This is a genomic window from Ruegeria sp. B32 (genome assembly GCF_025141855.1).
Classification (GTDB): domain Bacteria; phylum Pseudomonadota; class Alphaproteobacteria; order Rhodobacterales; family Rhodobacteraceae; genus Ruegeria; species Ruegeria arenilitoris.
On record NZ_CP081106.1, the window covers coordinates 3,260,712 to 3,277,710 of the forward strand.

Sequence of the window (16,999 nt, forward strand, 5' to 3'; positions counted from 1 at the left end):
GGTCAGCAAGACCCCCGCGCCCAACCACGGAGCATTGTCCGCAAGGAAAAGGCGGACCCCTCGCCCTATCACGGGGTGCTGACCCGCACCTGTCCGGTTTCGGTCAGAACTACCTCGGTCGCGCCGGCATCGTTTCGCACGGCAGGCGGCACCAGAAGATCAATGCCGCCTTGATCCCGGCCAAAGGTCCTGCTGACCCGGCCCGCCGCGTTGAGAATCGACAGAAGTGCCGGAGATGTGGCGGCCACGAAATGCGAGGATTCCGCATCCTTGTTGAAGGCCGTGGTGTCGATGATGCTGACCGGGTACTGCGCCAGCTTCTCGGTCGAGCTGATGTTGCCCAGCCGCTCGCCCTTGGCAGTTCCGCGCAGGCGTCCGGACACGTTCAAGATCTTGTCTTTGCGCGAGACCATGATCACGAATGGCTCGGGCGGAGATTTGATCACCGCCATCTGCGACCGGAACACGTCAACGTCGAGATCGGGCGAGATCAGCAACACACCTTCCAGATTGCGCCGCGACCAGCCTGGCTCGCGCAGCTCGGCCTGGCGCATCATCTCCATGGTCAGCGCGCCTCCCATCGAGTGCGCAACGATCAGCACGCGCGGGACGCCCAGGGATTTCAGCGTAGAGATGGTTTGTTGCAGCCCGTCGCGGGCAAACAGCATGCTGTCCAGATCATAGGCATAGCCCGATCCGGCCCCCCGGCTGGGCCAGGAATAGACCAACGTCTTGCCAGGCAGGCCGATATCGTGAGCCAACTGAGCCGCGCGAAAAACGGTCTCGGTCTGGGTGGCGTTGTAGCCATGAACAAAAATCGTGACTTCCTTGGCGCCGTTCAGCCGTGCTTTCAGATCCTGCTCGGACGGAAATTCGCGCACACCGGCCAAAACGAACTGCCGGCTCGGATTCGGGTCCGAATAGGAAAATTCAAGCGTCCCGGGGCGGTGGTTCGGCGGGATCGAGACGGTGGTTTCGAGGAATTGCAGCCGGTCAGCGCGACGATACCCGTACGAGCCATCGGCCTCGCGTGCGCGGGTGGTGGCCGCGAACACGGTCTGCGCCGTTCCGACGTCCAACGCTTCGGGCAAGGTGACCGAGATGGATCGATCAACGCAGCCTCCCAAAACGGAAACCGTGACGAAAATGATCAGATAGCGCAGCACGGATCGATCCCAGACCAACAGTTACGTGCTACGCATAGCGTAACCTGCCGACGCGTCCAGATAATTGCGCAGGATCAACCGGCGAAAACCGGCTGATCATGTTACAGAACGTAACGGCTCAGGTCCGTGGATTTGGTCAGCTCACCAAGGTTTTCATCCACAAAGGCCGCGTTGACCACGATTTCCGCGCCGGCACGGTCCGGCGCGACAAAGGACAGATCTTCGAAAACGCGCTCCATCACGGTGTACAGGCGCCGGGCGCCGATATTCTCGACGCTCTGGTTCACTTCGGCGGCGATCCGGGCTAGCGCGGCGATCCCGTCCTCGGTAAAGCTGACGGTAACGTTTTCGGTGCCCATCAAAGCCGTATACTGGCGGGTCAGCGCGTTGTCCGTCTCGGTCAGGATGCGAACGAAATCCTCTTCGGTCAGCGCACGCAGCTCGACCCGGATCGGCAGACGCCCCTGCAGTTCCGGCAACAGGTCCGAAGGCTTGGCGATATGGAACGCGCCGCTGGCGATGAACAGAATGTGGTCGGTCTTGACCGGGCCATGCTTGGTGGACACGGTCGTGCCTTCGATCAGCGGCAGCAGGTCGCGCTGCACCCCTTCGCGGCTGACATCCCCGCCGCGGGTTTCTGCCCGGGCGCAGACCTTGTCGATCTCGTCCAGAAATACGATGCCATTCTGCTCGACCGATTCCAGCGCCGCGCGGGTGACGGCCTCGTCATCCAGCAACTTGTCGGCCTCTTCCCCGATCAGGATGTCATAGCTTTCGGCAACGGTCATGCGACGCTTGACGGTGCGCCCGCCGAAAGCTTTGCCGAAAATGTCGCCCAGGTTCATCATGCCCATCTGACCGCCCGGCTGGCCGGGAATGTCGAACATCGGCATCGGGTTGGACGTGTCGGCCAATTCAAGCTCGATCACCGTGTCGTCCAGCTCGCCGGATTTCAGCTTCTTGCGGAACATCTCGCGGGTGCTCTCGCGGGCGTCCGAGCCGGCGATGGCCTCGATCACGCGGTCCTCGGCAGCCTGATGCGCCTTGGCCTTGACCTCTTCGCGCATGTATTCACGGGTCTGGATGATAGCGGCATCGGCCAGATCGCGGATGATCTGTTCAACATCGCGGCCGACATAGCCGACTTCGGTGAATTTGGTCGCTTCGACCTTGATGAAAGGCGCGCGGGCCAGCTTGGCCAAGCGGCGGCTGATCTCGGTTTTGCCCACGCCGGTGGGCCCGATCATCAGGATATTCTTGGGATAGACCTCGTCGCGGATGTCGTCCGGCAACTGCTTGCGCCGCCAGCGGTTGCGCAGGGCCACGGCGACAGCGCGCTTGGCATCCTTCTGCCCGATGATGAAACGATCCAGTTCCGAGACGATCTCGCGCGGGGTCAGGTCGGTCACAGGGCAGTCCTTTCGATGGTCGGCAGTCAGCTGCGGCTTAGGTAAGCACGGGGTCGGCAAAAACAACCGAGACCGCACATTTGGCCGCGTTGGTTAACAATGACCCGGCGCCAATGCAATTCTTTCCTGACCTCCGTGTTGGGAGATTTCGGTGTCCTCTGATAGGGTTGGCGGAATGTGCGCGGGACCCGGAGAGTGAAATGTCCAAGATTGCCAAGATTACCCTGCTGTTCGTGGTGTTCGTGGACTTGATCGGCCAAGGGCTGGTTTTTCCGATCATCAACTCGCTGATCATGGAGACGAAATCGGGCTTTCTGCCGGAAAGCACGCCAATGGGCAGCCGTCACTTCTACTACGGTCTGGTGATCGGGTGTTTCTTCCTGTCCTGGTTTCTGGGCGTCGTCTATGTCTCGAAAGTTTCGGACTCCATCGGGCGCAAGAATGCACTTCTGGTCTGCCTGGGCGGCGCGCTGGCCGGCTATGCGATCACCATTGCGGCGCTGTATCTCAACAGCCTGATCCTGTTGATCGTGGGCCGGTCGATCACCGGGTTCACGGCCGGAAACCAGCCCATTGCGCAGGCGGCCATGATCGACGGCAGCACGGATGCGGCCGATCGTGACCGGAACATGGGTTATATCGTGACAGGGGTCAGCTTTGGCCTGGTCGGCGGCCCGATCATCGGAGCGGTCCTGTCGGATGCGGCGCTGTTGGGCAGCGTTGCCACGCTCAAGACCCCATTCTACGGCGCGTTTGTCCTGGTGCTTATCGCGATCCTGCTGGTGCTGTTCTTTTTCAAGGATACCCGAACCGAACGCGAACCCTTCGTCTTTCGCCCCCGCGATGTGACCGACAGCCTGGTCGCCGTACGTGGCCACCCCATGGTTCTGAAGATCCTGCCCGTCTACGCGTTCTTCATGATCGCGAACGTCACCTTCTACGTGTTTGTGGACAATTTCCTGACCAGCGCTTTTGGTTACGGCGTGATCGGCGGCAGCATGGCCATGGTCGTCATTGGTGCGGCGCTGGCCTTCTCAAGTACGTTTCTCGTGAAACCCGCGCAGGAACGTTTCAGCAAGCACAACATCATATATGTTTCGCTGATCGTCATGGTGATCTGCGGCTTTGCCTTTGCCTTCAGCCCCAGCGGCGTGCTCAGCTACGTGCCGGTGTTCCTGTTCTATTTCCTGTTCGGCGTGGCCTACCCGACCCTTCTGGGCCTGTTCTCCTCGTCGGTCAGCGAGGCGGATCAGGGCTGGGTCATGGGCGTAACCACGGCCGTGTTCTGCCTGGCGGGTGGAATCATGTCGCTGATCGGCGGCGGGTTGATGAGCATCGATATCCGCCTGCCCTATTACATCGTGATCGCCTCGGCCATTCTGGGGCTGATCGGGATGCACCGCCGGTGGAAGGGCAAGGAGATTTCGGCCCTGCTGGCCTGACCCCTAGCCCGAAATGCTCTCAACCGTCAGGTTGCCGTTGGTGTAGACGCAGATGTCGGCGGCAATTGCCATGGCCTCGCGGGCAACCTCCTCGGCCGACTTGTCGCTGTCCATCATCGCGCGCGCGGCTGCCAGGGCAAAGTTGCCACCCGACCCGATCGCCGCCACGTCATGTTCCGGTTCGAGCACGTCCCCGGCCCCGGTGATCACGAACAGGTCACGGCCGTCGGTGACGATCAGCATCGCCTCAAGCTTCTGCAGGTACTTGTCGGTGCGCCAGTCCTTGGCCAGCTCGACCGAGGCGCGGGCCAGTTGACCGGGCGTGGCCTCCAGCTTGGCTTCCAGCCGTTCCAGCAGTGTGAAGGCGTCGGCGGTCGAGCCGGCGAACCCGGCGACGATCTCGAACCCGCCGGGCGACAGGCGCCGCACCTTGCGGGCGGTGCCCTTGATCACGGTCTGGCCCAGGCTGACCTGCCCGTCACCCGCGATGACGATCTGGCCGCCTTTCTTGACGCCGATGATCGTGGTGCCGTGCCAACCGGGAAAGTCGTTCTCCGCCATTCAAGCCTCCGTATCCGTTGATGCCCTATATGGGCCGGAGGCGCGATCCGCGCAACCCGTTCTCAAACTGCCCAAAAGATATGCAATCCGTGCATCACGGGGTTGTCGGACCAGCAATTGTGAGTCGCCTGTCGCAAGACTAGATGACGCTTACAACCGACACAGGGTCGGCTGTTTCAAAAAAGGAATGCGCAAATGGCAACCACCGCAAACATCCATGCGCCGCTCGGAGCAGCTACCATCCTGCGTGTAGTGGACGGCATCTCGCACGCTTTCGAAGCTGCCGCCGAATGGAACACCTCCCGCAAGACCCGCAAGCTGCTGTCGCAACTGAGCGATGCCCAGCTGGAAGATATCGGTCTGGTCCGCGAAGATATCGCAAAGATCTGAATTCAGACCGAATTCGACTAAAGACGAATGGCCGCTTGGATTTCCGGGCGGCTTTTTTTTGCGCAGACCATGCACAAAAAAAGGCGCCCCATGAGGAGCGCCTTTTTTTGAGTTCAGTTCGGTATTAGATGGATTCGTCGATCCAGCTTTGCAGGGCGGCCTTCGGGGCAGCGCCTGCGCGGTTCGAAACCACCTGACCGTCCTTGAAGATGAACAGCGCGGGAATTCCGCGTACGCCCATGGCTGCGGCCGAGTTGGGGTTGCTGTCCACGTCGACCTTGGCGATCTTGACCTTGCCGCCATATTCGGCCGCCAGCTCTTCCAGAGCGGGGCCGATCTGCTTGCAGGGTCCGCACCACTCGGCCCAGAAATCCACCACGACGGGGACGTCCGAGTTCTTGACTTCGGCGTCAAAGGTTTCGTCGGTTACGGCTACGGTCGACATATTCTGTCTCCTGAATGACATGCGGTTGGGAGTCGAACGTAGGTGCGCCCATTGGGGAGGTCAAGATATCTGGGCGCGCACCAGCGCATCTGTCACAAGATCGTGTGGCAGCCACATCAGGCGCGCCGTCCGGGTCCACAGGATCGCGGTGCGGATCTCGCGGCCGGGATAGATCTGCGACAGCGCGGCGGCATAGGCGCCCATCTGGCGCAACAGGCCCTCGGGGCAGGTCTCGGCCCGATCGGGAACCGTGGAGTTTGATTTGAAATCAATGACTTGCACCACGTCATCCGTCACGATCAACCGGTCGATCACCCCGTGGATCCGACGACCGTCCAAAGTGGCCGAGACGGGCACCTCGGCCAGCGCGGCCGGTGCAAAGACGGGGGCCAGGTCCGGTGCGGTTAGCACGCCCGACGCCTCGGCCAGAAGGTCGCGGCGGTCGCCGTCCTGCATATCGGGCAGAAGCCGGGCGCAGAGCTGATCCCACCGGTCGCGCGGCGCCTGGGCCAGATGTTCGAGCAGCAGGTGCAGGCGGGTGCCGCGCAGCTTGGCAGCCTCTTCCTCAAGCCCGGTCTCGCCCGGCAGAGCCTTGGCCCCGCCTAGATCGGACGGGCTGAGCGTCTCGGGATCGGGTATCGGCTCGGGCGCGGGCCGGTGGAACAGGTCCGGCAGGGTATCCTGCACCGGCTCCGGGGTCGGGCGATGGTCCAGCGGCAGACCCTCCCAATCGCCATGCGCCAGACGGCGGTTGCCGGTGCCGAGGGTCTCGGTGGCGCCTGCCCGGCCCATCGCCTCTTCGACCAGTTGGTACCAGCTGGACCCGTCCTTGCCCAGATCGCCGGCAGCCGCCACGATCAGCCATTTCTCGGCCCGGGTCAGCGCGACGTACAGCAAACGTAGCCGCTCGTTCTCCTCGCGTTGGCGCGCGTCTTCGCGGGCGCGGGCGACAAGGCTGGGCGACAGGTCGGTGGGCACCTTCCACAGCGGCGTTCCGTCGGCGACCATGATCTCGGCATCGCGGGGCGGCTGCCGCTTGCCGGTGTCCGGCAGGATCACGATCGGCGCCTCCAGCCCTTTTGAGCCATGCACCGTCATCACCCGGATCATGTTGCCCACGCCGGTCATCTGGCGCTTGATCTCAAGGTCGTCGGTCTGCATCCAGACCAGGAAACCCGTCAGGCTGGGAATGTCCGACCGTTCATAGGCCAGCGCCTGTGACAGCAACGCGTTGATGCCGTCCTCGGCCTCGGCGCCCAGGCGGCCCAACAATTTGCGACGGCCGTCATGGCGGGTCAGCACCCGTTCGATCAGGTCGTAGGGGCGCAGAAAGTCCACCTGCCCGCGCAGATCGTTCAAGACAGCCAGCGTTTCGGGAAAATCCCCGGCGCGTTGGCGCAGCGCCGCCCACAGGTACCTTTCCTGCCGGCGATGAGCGAGGTCGAACAGCATCTGCTCGGACCAGCCGAACAGCGGCGATTTCAGCACCGTGGCCAGCGACAGGTCATCCTCGGGCGTGGCGAGAAAGCTCAGCAACGCGGCCAGATCCTTGACCGCCAGTTCCGCGCCCACCTTCAACCGGTCGGCCCCTGCGATCGGCAAACCTTGGGCCTTGCAGGCGCGGATGATCTCGGCGAACAGGTCCGAGCGGCGCTGAACCAGGATCAGGAAATCCCCCGGCCGCACCTTGCGGCGCACGAACGTGCCGCGCGTGGGGCCGTCTTCGGGGATGGTTTCGCCGGCGTCGATCATGGCCTTGATGCGCGCGGCGATCTGGTTGGCCAGGATCACCGTGTGATGTTGCGCCGCGGGCCGATCGACCGGATCGGTCCAGTCGCCCTCGTCCGCGTCCTCGACCTTTTCCACCACCGGCCACAGATCGACCCGGCCCGGCAGATCGGCTTTGAAGGCGCGGTGCTGCGACTCTTTCTGAAACCCTGCCTCGGCGCGGTTTTCGAACAGAATATCGACCAGCGACAGGATGGAGCTGGAGGAACGGAACGAATATTCCAGCGTCCAATCCCACAGTTTAGAGCCTGATTCCTGCAGTTTTCGCCCGAATTCGGCCTGCATCCGGTCAAAGGCCTGCGGGTCGGCCCCCTGGAAGGAATAGATCGACTGTTTCTTGTCGCCGACCACGAAGATCGTGCGCTCGACCCCTGATCGTGCGCCTTCGCCGCTGGTGAATTCCTGCGCCAGTTTCTCGACCACATCCCATTGATCGGGGCTGGTGTCCTGCGCCTCGTCCACCAGGATGTGGTCGATGCCGCCATCCAGCCGGTACAGAACCCAAGCGGCCACCGCCGGATCGTTCAGCAACAGGCGCGCGCGCAGGATCAGGTCGTCGAAGTCCAGCCAGCCGCGCAGTTGCTTGAGGCGCTCATATTCCGGCAGGAATGCCGCCGCGAAGCGGTGCAGCACCATGGATTTTCGGGCTGCTGCCAGCGCCAGGCGTCCTTCCCGCGCGGCCTCGACCCGCCGCATCAGCGCCTCGAGCGGATCCATCTGCCCCGCCAAGACCCCCTCGCGCAGCGCCTTGGTAGGAAAACTGCCGATCTTGGCGGTAAAGGGCTCTTTGGCGGATTTTCCGGTCAGGAACACGTCTTCCAGCTCCGGCAACTGACCCAAGGCGGGTTCGGTGAAGCCCGACAGTTTCTCGGCCGCCTTGGCGTCGGTCTTGCCGCCGCCCGCCAGCGCCGGAAGTATCGACCGGATCAGCTCGACCTCGCCGCCCAGAAACACCTGCGCCAGCAGCGCGTCCTCGTCGAACCCCTCGGGCAGGCCAAAACGGGCCAGCAAGTCGGGCCATTGCAGCGCGGGCGTGAACAGGGTGCGCTTTTGGGCGATTGCGGCGGTCAGCTTGTCAAAGCCGGTATCGGTGATGTGGCGGGCCACGTCCTCGATCAGGCTGGCCTGGGGGCCTTCGGCGAAATCCTCGACGATTTCCTCGCGCAGCAGGGCCGCGGCGCGGTCTTCCATCTCGGAAAACTGCGGGCTGACCCCGGCCTCGAGCGGGAACCGCCGCAGCAGCGAGGCGCAGAACGAGTGGATCGTCTGGATCTTCAACCCGCCCGGCGTTTCGATGGCGCGCGCGAACAGGGTGCGGGCCCGGGCCAGGCGGTCGGGGTCGATCACCCCTTCGACGCCCAGTTCGGTCAGTTGCCGCAGCAACGCCGCGTCGTCCAGCATCGCCCACTCGCCCAGCCGCTTGAACAGGCGGTTCTGCATCTCGCTGGCGGCGGCCTTGGTATAGGTCAGGCACAGGATGTGCTGCGGCTGTACGCCGTCCAGCAGCAGCCGCGCCACGCGGTCGGTCAGAACCCGCGTCTTGCCCGAGCCCGCATTGGCCGCCAGCCAGGTCGACGCATCGGGCCGCGCCGCCTGAACCTGCCGTTCGGTCGCATCGTCGCGCGGGGTCATGTCAGATCCTCGGGCCTGGTTTCGGCGGTGCGGTCCCATTCGCCGAACCGCGCCAGGTGGTCATAATCGCCCACGTCGCTGTCCTTGTGCATCATCCGGCGCGACGAAAAGCCCTGATCAGGCTCTAAATAGGCAGAAATCAGCTCTTTCAGCTCGGCCAGAACCTTGTCGGGCGGCTCTTTGTCCAGGGGTGCCGGGACCTCTTTGTAGGTGCCGCCCATACCGATGAACACGGCGCTGGCCACGGCCATCGGGTCAAATCCGTCGATCCCGCCCTGCTCGGCCATCGCGGCCTCGATCAGCAGCTGTTTGTCGAACTTGGCCTGCTGCGATTCCGAGGGCGGCGTGCCGGTCTTGTAGTCGATGATGGTCAGCGCGCCGCGGCTGTTTCGGTCGATCCGGTCGGCGCGGCCATTCAGGGTGAACCCAAGCGGTTCCAGCGTCAGGCGCATCTTTGCCTCGAACGCGATCGGGCCGCCGTCGCTGCGGCGGTTGATCTCGGCGCGCAGAAAGTCGTCGGCGATCCGTTCCAGCCGCGCCAGCCACAGTTTCCGGGCGGTGGGCCAGGCGACATGCTTATCCAGCAGAGCCTCGGCCCGTTTCAGGAAGTTGTCACGGGTCAGCAGCGCGCCGTCCAACACGCTGTCCTTGACGAAATGTTCCAGGATCTCGTGGATCACGATGCCGCGCAGCAGGGCGTCGGGCGCCTGTACCAGCGGGTCCAGCGGTTTCAGGCGCAGAACGTGCTTGGCATAGATCGCATAGGGGTCGCGGATCAGCCGCTTGATCTCGGTCACCGACAGGCGGCGCGGGCGCGCGGCCACCGGCGGGCGCGGCGAGGGGCGCGGTGCGGCGGCGATCCGGGGCGCCTGTTCCAGCATCTCGGACCAGCGCAGCCATGTCTTGCCCCGGTCGCGCATCTGTTCCAGCGCCGCGCGGCCGCCCTGATCCGGCAGGCCCTGCAACAGGTTGGTCAATCGGTTCAGCCAGCGTGACGGAACGGTTTCGGCATCATCCGAACGGACCGCGCGGGTCAGCCAGACCTCGGGCGTGCCGATGGCCTGCTGGAAATCATGGGCCGACAGACCGATGCGCCGTTCCGGCAGTAGCAGGCCGGCACGGTCGCGCATCTGGCGGTTCAGCCAGGGGTCGGGCGCGGGAGCCTCGGGCCAGCTGCCTTCGTTCAGCCCACCCAGGATCAGCAGGTCGGCACCCTGCACGCGCGCTTCGAGCGTGCCCCAGATCATGATCCGCGGGTGGGGGGCGTCGCGGTCGCGGACCTCCTGCCCGGCCAGCAGCGCGCCCAGCAGATCGGCGAAATCCAGCGCCGTCACCTTGCCGCCATGCTCGGCCTCGTCCGCAAGGCCCGAGATCACCGCCAGCGCCGTTTGGCCAGCGTTTTTCTCCCACAACTCGCCTGCGCCGTCGGTTCCGGCACCGGCAATCGCCTCGGCCAGATCGCGCAGGCGCTGCACCCAGCCGGTCAGGGGCAGAGTGCCGCTGATCTGTTGGTTGCAGAAATTGCGGATCAGCCACAGAGCCCACGCATCCGGCACGTCTTTTTCGACGGCAAAACCTGTCAGGCTGGCGCTGTCGGGGAAGGGCGGGCCGTTGCGGCGCAGGTGCAGTTCCAGATCGCGGCTGTGCAACAGATGCGCGCCGCGGTCGCCGGCGCTGTGACACAAAGGGTGTTTCAGCAGGGTCAGCAGTGCCTCGGCATCCAGACGGCTCGTGAACAGCCCGGCCACATGGCGCAGGAACCGGCCCGGTGGCGACAGTTGCAGCGGCAGGCCGGCGCTGTCATCGGGCAGGATGTTCCAGCGGTCCAGCGCGGCGCTGACCTGGCGGGTCAGCATCCGGTCGGGGGTGATCAGGGCGGCGGTCTGGCCGGTCTCGGCCGCCTGCCGCAGGCGCAGGGCGATGGCCAGCGCCTCGGCCCGGGGTGATTGCGCCTCGACCAGGGTGATGTCGCGCGTCGCGGCATCCAGATCGCGCAGCTGCGGGCCTTCGCTCATCCAGGCATCGGTGATCGGGGCAGGGCGCAATGCCAATGAAACCAAACGGTTGCGCGCGGGCGAGGGGGGCTGGTCCGGGGTCCAGGATGCGATCTGATCCGGCCCTATTCCCAGTTCGGTCATCAGCTTGCGGAACCGGTATTGCGGGTGATCCTCCGAGGTCATTGCCGAATCCAACCGTTCCCAGACATGAGCGGGTTGGTCGAAATCGTACCCCGGCAGGATCAGCGCCCCCTGCGGCAGCCGCGCCACCGCCTGCATCAGCATCAGCGTGGTCCCGCGCGAGCCGGTGGACCCGGCCAGGATCACGGGGTGTTGCGGCGGCGCGTCCTGCCAGCGGGCGATCAGGTTCTCGACCACGCGGCGTTGGCGGGCCTGCACGTCCAGACTGCCATCCTCGGTCTTCAGGAACTGGTCGGCGATGCCGATGAAGGCCTGCGTCCGTGCCCAATGGCCCGACAGGTCAGTCACGTCCAGTTGCCGGATCGCCTCGGGCGGGACGCCTTCGCCCTGCATCTCTTCGATCAGGGCAGCGAGGCTGTCGGAAAGGTCAAACAGCGACGACCGCGCGGCCAGGTCCGGTTGCTGGTCCAGCAGTCGCGCCACCAGCTGCGTCAGTTCCAGCCGGCGACGCAAGGGCGGTACGGCGGGCGGTACACGATCAAGATCGACGCTTTCGCCCAGATCGGTCACCAGCGAAATGCGGGGCAACAGGCAGGGCGGACCCTGATCGAACAGCTCGCGCGCGCGGCGGGCCATGCGGCGGGTGTTCAGCACCAGTTGCACGCGGGCCAGTGCCTCGGGCGGGTGGCCGTCGCAGCGCGCCCGCAGCCCACGCACCAATGCCTGCGGAAAATCCGCACCGGGCGGCACCGCAAAGACCCGAGGGGTGGCGCCGGGGTCAAACATCGGCCAGCATCTCCTCGGCCAGGGCGATGCCATCGGGGCGGCCCACATCGCACCAGCGCCCGTGGTATTGCAGCCCGAACAGCCGGCCATCGCGGTGCATCCGGTCCCACAAGACATTGAGCGAGAAAGCCTTTTCAGGAATGTCCGCCAGGCCGTCGGTCTTGAGGATCTGAATGCCGCCATAGACGTGACCCGGCCCGCGTGCCAGCCGGCCTTGGGGGTCGATCCTGAAATCTCCGGGGCCTGCATGTCCGATCGTCTGTGCGATCGGTACGCAGATCAACAGCGCGTCCATTCGCGCCGGATCCCAGGCATCCAACAGCAATTCCAAAGGGTTGCGCCCGGACCAGATCGCGTCGGTGTTCATCGTGAAAACCGGCCCCGGACCAAGCAGCGGCAAGGCCGCCCGCAATCCGCCGCCGGTTTCCAGGATGTCCGGCTGTTCATGCGACAGCAGGACGCCGCGCGGCGCCAAGTGATCGGCCAACTGGTCGGCCAGGTAATGCAGGTTCGCGACCACCCGGCGCGGCCGCACCGAATCCGTCAACTCCAGAGCATGGTCGATCAAGGGCCGTCCGGCCACTGGGATCAGCGGCTTGGGTCGGGTGCGGGTCAACGCGCCCATGCGGGTGCCGAAACCGGCGGCAAACAGCATGATGGCCTCGGGTGTATCGGTCATCCGGCCCTCAGCCTTGCAAGGTTTTCGGGCGTTGGGGATGGCAGCGCCTGCCGAACCAGATCCGCGACCGAGACCAGCGCCGGATGCTCGAGATCGCGCATCAGATGAGCCCAGGCTGCCGGGATAAGATCCACGTAATGCGGTTTGCCATAGTCGGTGGCAAGGCGGGCAAATCCCCCCAGTATCCGCAGGTTGCGTTGGGCGCCGAGGACACTGTACGCCGTGCGGAAATCGTGGTCATCCACACCTGTTGCCGTGATGTAGCGGTTGACCATGCTCATTTCGATTGCGGCCGGGACAGTACGGCGGACATCCTGCAGCAACGACATCAGATCATAGGCGGGATGGCACAGCATTGCGCTTTGAAAATCCAGCAGGCCGACCCTGCGGACCCCGTCGCGCTCAGGCAGCCAGATCAGGTTCTCGGCATGGTAGTCCCTTAGGGTAACCACCCGCGTGCCCGAGGTTTCCTGCAGCAATATGTCGGCGAACCGATGCTGAAAACGATCATGGGCGTCTTGGTCATAGGCGCCTTGTATCCCTTGGGCATATTTGGTGAAGGCAAGAGCCGACAATTCCGCCATGAGGGACGGGTCATAGCTGTCCAATGAGGGCAGGGGCCCAGAGTGCAGATGGATCAGCACGTCGGTTGCGGCCTCGTACAATTCACGCTCGACCTCCGGCTGCTTCTCGATCAGGCGGGCAAACAGGTCGTCGCCGAAATCCTCCAGCAGGAGGAACCCGTTCTCGGCGTCCTCGGCAAGAATCTCGGGCGCGCTCAGACCGACGGACCGCAGGTATTCTGCCACCCTGACAAACGGTTCCACGTCTTCCCCCTTGTCCGGGGGCGCGTCCATCAAAACGGCGGTCCGCCCGGTATCCGGGTCGGTCAGGCGTTCATACCGGCGGTTCGAGGCGTCTCCAGCCAGCGGCGCGCGAGAGGCTTTGGCCCAAGGGGTCCGTGCGACCAGCGCCTCGGCCAGAACTGCGCGGTTGGTCATGCGATCCTCTTCAGTTTTTCGGTCCACTTGGGGTCGGACCACGTCAGGGTCAGGTGTCGGGTTTCTTCGGCAGCGGGGTCGGCATGAAACTGCACCAACAGGGCCGAGGCCGGTTGTAGCGGACCCAGCTTGTCAGGCCATTCCACAAGGCAGATCGCCGTATCAAAGGCCCCGGTCAGGCCCAATTCCTCGATCTCATCCACCGAGGTAAGCCGGTACAGATCGGAGTGCCAGATTTCGCCGGCTTCACCATCGTAAACCTGAACCAGCGTGAATGTGGGCGATGGCACATCTTCGGGCACAGGCAGTGCCGATTGGATCAGATTGCGTGCAAAATGGGTTTTGCCACTGCCGATTGGGCCGTCCAGCAAAATAACGTCGCCGGGCGCCAAATGGGCGGACAGGCGGCTGGCCAGATCGGCGGTTTCTTCCGGTGATGTCAGAGTGATCGAAGCGGGCGAATTCATGGCGCCACAATGAACGGGGGCCGAACCCTCTGCAACCCGGTTCAGGCGGTGATCTGCAACATATCCGGCGTTTCTCCACGCGCGTGTTCGATCGTGAACCGGACGATGGTTGCGCCATTCTGGATAGGGCTGACCGTACACAAGAGCCGGGTGCCGTCGCGCTTGTACAGATCAGAGCTCCACTCGGCCCGGTTGTTGCGCATTTCCACGAAGTCCCGAATGTCACCCAGAATTGGATTGGCCTGGCATCGCGACTGCCACTGGCGCGTGACGTCCAGAACCGTGGCTGGTTCAAAGCCGACCTCGTCCGAGTCTCCCCACAGCAGCTGGTAGGCGTAGTTGGTGAAAGCCAGTGTCCCGTCATCGGCAAAAACGGCGACGGCGTCCGCAAGCTTGTCGAGGATTGACTGCATAAGGTCCATCTCGGACCGGAACCGGCGGGTCAGGGTGATCTCGGCCGTGATGTCCTCGAACAGAAAGGCGACGGCGCCGTCGGGATGGGGGCGACCGCTGACCGAATAGACTGAGCCCGACGGTAGTGACCAGGTTTCCTGATAGTTTCCGTCCTCGGCTGCTTCCAGAAGATCGTTCATCTGCCGGCGCCAACTGCGGTAGTTCTTGGGTTCGGGCATCATGTGCTGATCCCGAAGGCGGTCAAAGAAGCTTGAGATATTCGGCCGGCAACTCAGGAAGTCGGGCGGCAATGCGGTCAGGTCGATCAAGGCGGGGTTGAACAGCGCCAACTGGCGGTTTCGATCAAAGATTGCCAGGCCGATCGACAGTTGCGCGAAGGTTTTCGTCATCGTCTGGACGAATTTGCGCTGGGCGGTCTCGGCCTCGACAATGGCGTTTACGTCGACCGCGTAATGCAGGTGACCTTCGTCCAGCTCCACATGCGTCAGATCGAACCACAACTTGCTGCTGCTATCCTTCACCGGAATCGAAACCCGGGTCTTCTTGCCGGGCCGCGATTCTTCGGTCAGTTCGGGGAACATGGGTTGCGTCAGATCCGTGTCCTGCCCGCGCGCCTTGCGGGCCAGTGCAACATAGGCGGCGTTGCACCATCTTACCTTGTTGGCATGATCCAGAAGCCACACGGGATAGGGCGCGCGGTCCATGGCGAGGCGGATCGGATCGTTCGGATCCCTCCTTGTCGGTTCGGTGATGCCGGTCAGATCACGCAACTGCACCCGGACGATGCCGTCGATCCATTCACACCGAACCTCGCGCTCGACCGTACAATCTATCGCCGAAACCACGATATTGCCTTGCTGGCGGACGGTTTCGTAAGTCTCGGGGAAGGCCGGAAAGTCGCGCTGCAACAGGCGCCTGAGATCATCCCAGTCATTCACCGCTTCGAACCCGGACAAGGCGATGTCGGAATGGCTGATCAGGTGGCTTCCGTTGAACAGAAACACCGCATCCAACAACGAAGCCGGCGCAGACAAACCAAAATTGTCACCGCGCCGCGGACGGCGCGGCATGAGCCACTGCAGGGCAAAGCCCGACGAAACCAGGCTGGTCGCCGCAAGTATGATCCAGTCGGCCACAGTGCCGCCTACCCCAAAAACAAACCGGACCCGACTTTGCGCTTAAATAGTTAACGGTGTCTTAACTCAGACCTGGAACCGTTCGTTCACGCCCGACGGCACCGGGTTGTCGCCTGTCTGCGCATCGATCAGCTTGCGCGGCCATGTCACCAGCACGATCGCGCCGCGTCGCTCGGCCTGGTCCGTCACCGCCTGGTAAGGGTCTGACCCATTTGCAAATTTCAGTTCGGCGCCGCTGCGCTCCAAGAGCGTTTTTGCGATGAATAGGCCCAACCCCATACCCTCATATTCGGGGCGTGTGCGCAGATCGCTTTCGGCGCGTCTGCGGCGCATGAACGGGTCACCGATACGGCCGATGATGTGTGACGGATAACCACGCCCGTCATCCATGATGCTGACGGTGATCCGGTCCGGCGTCCATTCGGCCTCGACCCAGACTTGTGCGCGGGCAAAGTCCACGGCGTTCTGGATCAGGTTTCGCAGGCCATGAATGATCTCGGGCTTGCGCAGGATCGAGGGCTGCTGGACATCCCCGTCAGGCCCCGGGCCTTCGTCAAAATGTACCTGTTTGCCCCTGTGTATATGGGGCTCGGCCGCCTCGTGGATCACGGCGGACAAAGGTGCCTGGCGCAGGTGCAGGTCATCTTTGCCGGCCCGACCCATGTCGCGCAGGATGTCGCGGCATCGGTCGGCCTGTTCGCGGATCAGGGCGGCGTCTTCTTTCAGGTCCGGGCGGTCGTCCAATTCTTCGATCAGTTCCGAGCTGGTCAGCTTGATCGTGGCCAGTGGGGTCCCCAACTCGTGCGCGGCGGCGGCGACAACGCCGCCGAGGTCGGTCAGCTTCTGCTCGCGCGCCAGGGCCATATGGGTGGCGGCCAGCGCCTCGGACATCGACTGAACTTCGGCGCTGATGCGGTGCGAATAGGCGCCGATGAATACGATCGCGATCACGATGGCGGCCCAGTTGCCGAACAGCAGGATGTCGGGGATGTCCAGAACAAGGCCGAGATCGGTGCGCAGCGGCAGGTGAAACTGGGCCAGAAGCGTCGCCAGCACGATTGCGGCGCCCCCGATGATCAGGGTCGACCGGGTGCTCATGACGTTGGCCGCAATCGTCACGGGGCCCAGCAACAGCAGGGCAAACGGGTTGTTCAGACCGCCTGTGAGATACAGCAGGAAAGCCAGCTGCAGCAGGTCGAACATCACCATGAGGAAGTTTTCGAATTCCGACAGGCGCTTGTTCTGCGGGAACAGCAGGATGGCGGTCAGGTTGCCCATGACCGAAACACCGATGGCAAGGTAGCACAGCCCAAGCTCCAGCTGGACGTGATAGGTCTGCTGGGCAACGGTGATGGCCGTGATCTGGCCGATGATTGCCACCCACCGCAGCAGGATCAACGTGCGCAGCCGGATCCAGCTGCTGCGTTCCTGTCCGCGCCAGAGGCTGGTGTTGGAATCCGTCATCGGGCGATTATGTCCTGTTGCGTCCGCTGGTCAACTTGATAGGTGTCCCGGCCGAACCGATCAACAACCCCATGTGTCAGG

General features: G+C 63.7%; 13 protein-coding genes. 2 read left to right on the forward strand and 11 right to left on the reverse strand.

Annotated features, from left to right (window positions below):
- Window positions 1-68: 68 nt before the first annotated feature.
- Complete coding sequence (locus K3752_RS16530; RefSeq protein WP_170342596.1) at window positions 69-1,166, reverse strand: alpha/beta hydrolase; 1,098 nt, start codon at window positions 1,164-1,166, stop codon at window positions 69-71.
- Between the two features lie 101 nt (window positions 1,167-1,267).
- Window positions 1,268-2,575, reverse strand: a complete 1,308-nt coding sequence (gene hslU, locus K3752_RS16535; protein ID WP_170342594.1) for an ATP-dependent protease ATPase subunit HslU — start codon at window positions 2,573-2,575, stop codon at window positions 1,268-1,270.
- A gap of 200 nt (window positions 2,576-2,775) precedes the next feature.
- Between hslU and K3752_RS16540 the strand changes: the two genes are divergently transcribed.
- A complete protein-coding gene (locus K3752_RS16540; RefSeq protein ID WP_260063839.1) occupies window positions 2,776-4,017 on the forward strand; it encodes an MFS transporter in 1,242 nt (413 codons plus the stop codon).
- A 3-nt stretch (window positions 4,018-4,020) separates the two neighbouring features.
- Here the strand turns inward: K3752_RS16540 and hslV are convergent, their stop codons facing one another.
- Entirely contained in the window at window positions 4,021-4,578 is a 558-nt protein-coding gene (gene hslV, locus K3752_RS16545; protein ID WP_093963878.1) for an ATP-dependent protease subunit HslV, read from the reverse strand.
- A gap of 195 nt (window positions 4,579-4,773) precedes the next feature.
- Here hslV and K3752_RS16550 point away from each other — a divergent pair, with 195 nt between their 5' ends.
- Entirely contained in the window at window positions 4,774-4,968 is a 195-nt protein-coding gene (locus K3752_RS16550; RefSeq protein ID WP_170361078.1) for a DUF1127 domain-containing protein, read from the forward strand.
- Between the two features lie 124 nt (window positions 4,969-5,092).
- On the opposite strand, the gene trxA is transcribed toward K3752_RS16550, so the two are convergent.
- From trxA to regB, 8 genes are all read right to left on the reverse strand, one after another.
- Window positions 5,093-5,413: a thioredoxin gene (gene trxA, locus K3752_RS16555; protein ID WP_093963876.1), complete on the reverse strand. Its 321-nt coding sequence runs from the start codon at window positions 5,411-5,413 to the stop codon at window positions 5,093-5,095.
- Between the two features lie 60 nt (window positions 5,414-5,473).
- Window positions 5,474-8,833, reverse strand: a complete 3,360-nt coding sequence (gene addA / locus K3752_RS16560; protein WP_260063840.1) for a double-strand break repair helicase AddA — start codon at window positions 8,831-8,833, stop codon at window positions 5,474-5,476.
- Window positions 8,830-11,757, reverse strand: a complete 2,928-nt coding sequence (gene addB / locus K3752_RS16565) for a double-strand break repair protein AddB (RefSeq protein WP_260063841.1) — start codon at window positions 11,755-11,757, stop codon at window positions 8,830-8,832. Before addB ends, addA begins: the two co-directional genes overlap by 4 nt.
- Window positions 11,750-12,436, reverse strand: a complete 687-nt coding sequence (locus K3752_RS16570) for a nucleotidyltransferase family protein (protein ID WP_260063842.1) — start codon at window positions 12,434-12,436, stop codon at window positions 11,750-11,752. The genes addB and K3752_RS16570 overlap by 8 nt, the downstream gene beginning before the upstream one ends.
- On the reverse strand, window positions 12,433-13,437 hold the full coding sequence (locus tag K3752_RS16575; protein ID WP_170361070.1) for an aminoglycoside phosphotransferase family protein: 1,005 nt from the start codon (window positions 13,435-13,437) through the stop codon (window positions 12,433-12,435). The genes K3752_RS16570 and K3752_RS16575 overlap by 4 nt, the downstream gene beginning before the upstream one ends.
- Complete coding sequence (gene tsaE / locus K3752_RS16580) at window positions 13,434-13,904, reverse strand: tRNA (adenosine(37)-N6)-threonylcarbamoyltransferase complex ATPase subunit type 1 TsaE (RefSeq protein WP_170361068.1); 471 nt, start codon at window positions 13,902-13,904, stop codon at window positions 13,434-13,436. The genes K3752_RS16575 and tsaE overlap by 4 nt, the downstream gene beginning before the upstream one ends.
- A 41-nt stretch (window positions 13,905-13,945) precedes the next feature.
- On the reverse strand, window positions 13,946-15,454 hold the full coding sequence (locus K3752_RS16585) for a PAS-domain containing protein (RefSeq protein WP_260063843.1): 1,509 nt from the start codon (window positions 15,452-15,454) through the stop codon (window positions 13,946-13,948).
- Between the two features lie 66 nt (window positions 15,455-15,520).
- The gene (regB, locus tag K3752_RS16590) at window positions 15,521-16,918 is read right to left on the reverse strand and encodes a sensor histidine kinase RegB (protein ID WP_093963869.1); all 1,398 of its coding nucleotides are present in this window, start codon (window positions 16,916-16,918) and stop codon (window positions 15,521-15,523) included.
- Window positions 16,919-16,999 lie beyond the last annotated feature (81 nt).